Annotated in this window: 2 tRNA genes and 3 rRNA genes; all 5 read right to left on the bottom strand. The window is 54.3% G+C overall.

Annotation, left to right across the window (positions count from 1 at the left end):
* Positions 1–53: 53 nt before the first annotated feature.
* The 5 genes from rrf to FCN14_RS15585 all read right to left on the bottom strand — a co-directional run bounded on the left by rrf (position 54) and on the right by FCN14_RS15585 (position 5318).
* Positions 54–165 (bottom strand): 5S ribosomal RNA (gene rrf / locus FCN14_RS15605).
* A gap of 106 nt (positions 166–271) precedes the next feature.
* A 23S ribosomal RNA gene (locus FCN14_RS15600) occupies positions 272–3182 on the bottom strand.
* A gap of 343 nt (positions 3183–3525) precedes the next feature.
* Positions 3526–3599 (bottom strand) — tRNA-Ala (locus FCN14_RS15595).
* Positions 3600–3606: 7 nt separating this feature from the next.
* Positions 3607–3681, bottom strand: a tRNA-Ile gene (locus FCN14_RS15590).
* A 101-nt stretch (positions 3682–3782) separates the two neighbouring features.
* Positions 3783–5318, bottom strand: a 16S ribosomal RNA gene (locus tag FCN14_RS15585).
* Together the 16S, 23S and 5S rRNA genes with 2 tRNA genes alongside form the textbook arrangement of a ribosomal RNA operon.
* Between the last annotated feature and the right edge of the window lie 252 nt (positions 5319–5570).

Below are 5570 nucleotides of genomic sequence, written 5' to 3'. Positions count from 1 at the left end.
AAACAAGAAAGCCCTTCATGCGGGGCATGAAGGGCCGTAGTCAAAAAAAAGAGAGCAGTCGGGGACCTACGCTTCCGCCCGGAGGGCAGTACCATCGGCGCTGCAGGGCTTAACGGCCGTGTTCGGGATGGGAACGGGTGGGGCCCCTGCGCTTGACCCGCCTGCTCAAAATGTCAAAGTCGTGGTCTTTAGCGTAGTGATAGCTGATGGTCGAAAGAAGGTGTTCTACCAGGCTGTGTGGCTGCCGACCGACTGGTCGTGCAAGCCATATAAGAGGAAGCCAGTAGCCTTATTAGTACGGCTCGGCTGAACGTGTTACCACGCTTACACCTGCCGCCTATCGATCTGGTCGTCTTCCAGAAGGCTGTAAAGGGAATGTTTATCTTGGAGCGTGCTTCGCGCTTAGATGCTTTCAGCGGCTTATCACTTCCGCACATCGCTACCCTGCGATGCCACTAGCGTGACAACAGGTACACGAGCGGTGCGTCCACTCCGGTCCTCTCGTACTAGGAGCAGCTCTCCGCAACATTCCAACGCCCACAGCAGATAGGGACCGAACTGTCTCACGACGTTCTGAACCCAGCTCGCGTACCGCTTTAAATGGCGAACAGCCATACCCTTGGGACCTTCTCCAGCCCCAGGATGCGATGAGCCGACATCGAGGTGCCAAACCTCCCCGTCGATGTGAACTCTTGGGGGAGATAAGCCTGTTATCCCCGGAGTACCTTTTATCCTTTGAGCGACGGCCCTTCCATTCGGAAACCGCCGGATCACTAAACCCTGCTTTCGCACCTGCTCGACCTGTATGTCTCGCAGTCAAGCACCCTTATGCTTTTACACTCTACGCACGATTGCCGACCGTGCTGAGGGTACCTTTGGGAGCCTCCGTTACAATTTAGGAGGCGACCGCCCCAGTCAAACTACCCACCATACACTGTTTTCTCGTTAGAGAATTAGAATTCACCTGCCAAAAGGGTGGTATTTCACGGATGACTCCACCCCAGCTAGCGCTGGGGCTTCCGGGTCTCCCACCTATCCTGCACATTCGGCAGCTAAAGCCAATGTAAAGTTGTAGTAAAGGTTCACGGGGTCTTTCCGTCCCGCTGCGGGTAATCGGCGTCATCACCGATACCACAATTTCACCGAGCTCGTGGCCGAGACAGTGTCCAATTCGTTGCACCATTCGTGCAGGTCGGAACTTACCCGACAAGGAATTTCGCTACCTTAGGACCGTTATAGTTACGGCCGCCGTTTACTGGGGCTTCAGTCGCCCGCTTCATCCCAAAGGGATTAACAGGCTTCCTTAACCTTCCAGCACCGGGCAGGTGTCAACCCCTATACGTCCTCTTACGAGTTAGCAGAGGTATGTGTTTTTGGTAAACAGTCGATTGGACCTTGTCACTGCGCCCCGCAACGGCCGAAGCCGCCGCAGGGGATCCTTCTCCCGAAGTTACGGATCTAATTTGCCGAGTTCCTTAGCCACGATTCGCTCGAGCACCTGAGGATACTCTCCTCATCTACCTGTGTCGGTTTTGGTACGAGCGCTATAACAACAAACGACGACGGGTTTCTTGGCAGCAAGATTACCTACACTATCAGTTTGCCCGTAGGCTCCCTGTACTGTCGGAGTTCAGCCATGTGGGTGGTGGATTTGCCTGCCACCCGACCTAGCTCCTTTAACCTGCTATTCAGTAAGCAGGCGGTAGTGTCACTTCTGCGTGACGCCTTCGTTTATAGCTGTATAGCGGTACCGGAATATTTAACCGGTTTCCCATCGGCTTCGCCTTTCGGCTACACCTTAGGTCTCGACTAACCCTGATCCGATTAACGTTGATCAGGAACCCTTAGATTTTCGGTGGAGGGGTTTCTCACCCCTCTTATCGTTACTCATGCCTACAGTTTCGCTTCCAGAACCTCCACCATCCCTCACAGGACGACTTCGATGGCGCTGGAATGCTCCTCTACCACTGCATCCAAGATGGATGCAATCCACAGCTTCGGCACCAAACTTATGCCCGTAAATTATCGACGCCGGGCCGCTCGACTAGTGAGCTATTACGCACTCTTTCAAGGAATGGCTGCTTCTAAGCCAACCTCCTAGTTGTCTGGGCAACCCAACTTTCTTTGTTCAACTTAGTTTGGATTTTGGGGCCTTAGCTGGTGGTCTGGGTTGTTTCCCTCTTGCGGGAGGACGTTATCGCCCCCACGCTGACTACCTGGCAACACATGCCGGCATTCGGAGTTTGTCTAGATTTGGTAGGCGGTGAAGCCCCCTAGTCTAATCAGTGCTCTACCTCCGACATGCTAGGCGCCAGATGCTATACCTAAATATATTTCGAGGAGAACGAGCTATTTCCGAGTTTGATTGGCCTTTCACCCCTATCCACAACTCATCCGGAGGCTTTTCAACGCCTGTCGGTTCGGGCCTCCACGGAGTCTTACCCCCGCTTCACCCTGGTCATAGATAGATCACTCGGTTTCGCGTCTGCCCCGCCGTACTTGCGCCCTATTCGGACTCGCTTTCGCTTCGGCTGCTCCGCTGAGCGGATTAACCTTGCACGACAGGTGCAACTCGTAGGCTCATTATGCAAAAGGCACGCCGTCACCCCTCAAAGAGAGGCTCCGACCGCTTGTAAGCGTATGGTTTCAGGTACTATTTCACTCGCCTTCTCGGCGTTCTTTTCACCTTTCCCTCACGGTACTTGTTCACTATCGGTCATAATCAGTATTTAGCCTTACCGGATGGTGCCGGCTGGTTCAGACAGGATTTCTCCGGTCCCGTCCTACTCAGGGGATCCCACCGCCGCATCGCGCTTACGTCTACAGGCCTGTCACCTTCTGTGGGGCGGCTTTCCAGTCCGCTTCGTCTTCGCTTGAATTGGGTTATGTGGGCCCTACTACCTCCGGCCGCCGTAGCAGCCGGATTTGGGCTGGCCCCCGTTCGCTCGCCACTACTTGGGGGATCACTGAATTGTTTTCTGCTCCTCCGGGTACTTAGATGTTTCAGTTCCCCGGGTTGACCTCCTCGAAAGGATACCTGCTCGAAAGCAGGTGGGTTTCCCCATTCGGATACCTGCGGATCTGGGCTCTTATGCAGCTCCCCGCAGCTTTTCGCAGCTTTACACGTCCTTCATCGCCTGATTATGCCAAGGCATCCACCATACGCCCTTGAGTACTTTCACTTATATGACTTGCACCACCATCGGTGGGGCAAGCCTCAGAGCGTTTCGTTCTTATTACTTACATGGTCATTAAATCATTAATGACTCGGTTGTTGGTTTGTTGGTATTAAACCTTTTCTTAACCTATCAGCTATCACTACGTCAAAGAACACATGCAGGAACGGTGGCGGCGGGCGGACGGCATTGCATCGCAACACCCCTTCCGGGCCCCTCACTCTTCCTACAATAAACAAAGAACACGTGCACTCGGCACGGATCTGCTCGCCACTGACATCAGCAGCGAGCACATTCGCGGGCGGTGCAACAATAAAAAAGAACATACGGTCATCTCAAAAAAACCAAGTGGAGCTACGGGGACTCGAACCCCGGACATCCTGCTTGCAAAGCAGGTGCTCTAGCCAACTGAGCTATAGCCCCTTACGTGTGGGCTTGGCAGGAGTTGAACCTGCGACCTCACGCTTATCAGGCGTGCGCTCTAACCAGCCTGAGCTACAAGCCCATCGGTGGCCAGCTGCGCCCGCCTGAGCGGGGCACACTTGCGACCAGCAAGAACATACAGACGATCACACGGCGAGCCGAGCAAGACCGGACTCTCCTTAAAAAGGAGGTGATCCAGCCGCACCTTCCGGTACGGCTACCTTGTTACGACTTAGCGCCAGTCACTAGGCTTACCCTAAAGACCTGCCTCCCAAAGGGTTGGCACGGCCGTATCAGGTACTCCTAACTTCCATCGCTTGACGGGCGGTGTGTACAAGGCCCGGGAACGTATTCACCGCGACATTGCTGATACGCGATTACTAGCGATTCCGACTTCATGGAGTCGAGTTGCAGACTCCAATCCGAACTGGGAATGGTTTTGGGGATCTGCTGACCCTCGCGGGCTCGCTTCCCATTGAACCATCCATTGTAGCACGTGTGCAGCCCTAGACGTAAGGGCCATGATGACTTGACGTCGTCCCCACCTTCCTCACTACTTGCGTAGGCAGTCTGGCTAGAGTCCCCACCATTACGTGCTGGTAACTAACCACAGGGGTTGCGCTCGTTGCGGGACTTAACCCAACACCTCACGGCACGAGCTGACGACAGCCATGCAGCACCTTCCATGATGCCCCGAAGGGAAGCCCCCTTTCAGGGACGGTCATCGTGGATTTAGCCTAGGTAAGGTTCTTCGCGTTGCATCGAATTAAGCCACATGCTCCACCGCTTGTGCGGGCCCCCGTCAATTCCTTTGAGTTTCATTCTTGCGAACGTACTCCCCAGGTGGCATGCTTACTGCGTTAACTGCGTCACTGCCCCCAAAGGGACAACAACTAGCATGCATCGTTTACAGCGTGGACTACCAGGGTATCTAATCCTGTTCGCTCCCCACGCTCTCGTGTCTCAGCGTCAGTATCGGACCAGTTGGCCGCCTTCGCCACCGGTGTTCTTCGTGATATCTATGCATTTCACCGCTACACCACGAATTCCACCAACCTCTTCCGAACTCAAGAAATCCAGTTTCGAAGGCACTTTTACCGTTAAGCGGCAAGATTTCACCTCCGACTTAGACTTCCGCCTGCACACCCTTTACACCCAATGATTCCGGACAACGCTTGCACCCTCCGTATTACCGCGGCTGCTGGCACGGAGTTAGCCGGTGCTTATTCACTAGGTACCGTCAGTGGTCCTCGAAAGGTCCAGGTTCTTCCCTAGTAAAAGCTGTTTACAACCCATAGGGCCGTCTTCCAGCACGCGGCGTGGCTGCGTCAGAGTTTCCTCCATTGCGCAAGATTCCTCACTGCTGCCTCCCGTAGGAGTCTGGGCCGTGTCTCAGTCCCAGTGTGGGGGATCATCCTCTCAGACCCCCTAGCCATCATTGCCTTGGTAGGCTTTGACCCTACCAACTAGCTAATGGCACGCAGGTTCATCGTTAGGCTCCCGAAGGATTTAACAACTGTGGCCATGCGGCCCCGCTGCATCATCCGGTATTAGCTCACCTTTCGGTGGGTTATCCCAGTCCTAACGGCAGATTACCTACGCGTTACTCACCCATCCGCCGGTCTCCTCTGGACCCGAAGGTCCAGATTCTCCCGCGACTTGCATGTGTTAAGCCCGCCGCCAGCGTTCGTCCTGAGCCAGGATCAAACTCTCCATTGTAAAAAACACCAATAAATTATTTGAGTCGCTGGCCTTGCTGTGTCAATTGATACTCTCATCGGCCTGATCAAAATCAGGCTGACAAGGGCTCGACGTGCGATCGTCTGTATGTTCTCAGTATGTAAATGAACAATGTCTGTCCCGCCTAACTGCTTCCGTGGCGGCGCTCGGCCCTGTTTCAGCACTCAGTGCCTCCCAGTTCCGAAGCGATGCAAAGATAAACACTCTGCCGGACACTTCCAAATTTAATTT

The sequence above is a fragment of the Fodinibius saliphilus genome, from assembly GCF_005869845.1.
Classification (GTDB): Bacteria; Bacteroidota; Rhodothermia; order Balneolales; family Balneolaceae; genus Fodinibius; species Fodinibius saliphilus.
Note: the sequence above shows the minus strand (reverse complement) of the source record. Positions and strands in the feature narration are given on the sequence as shown.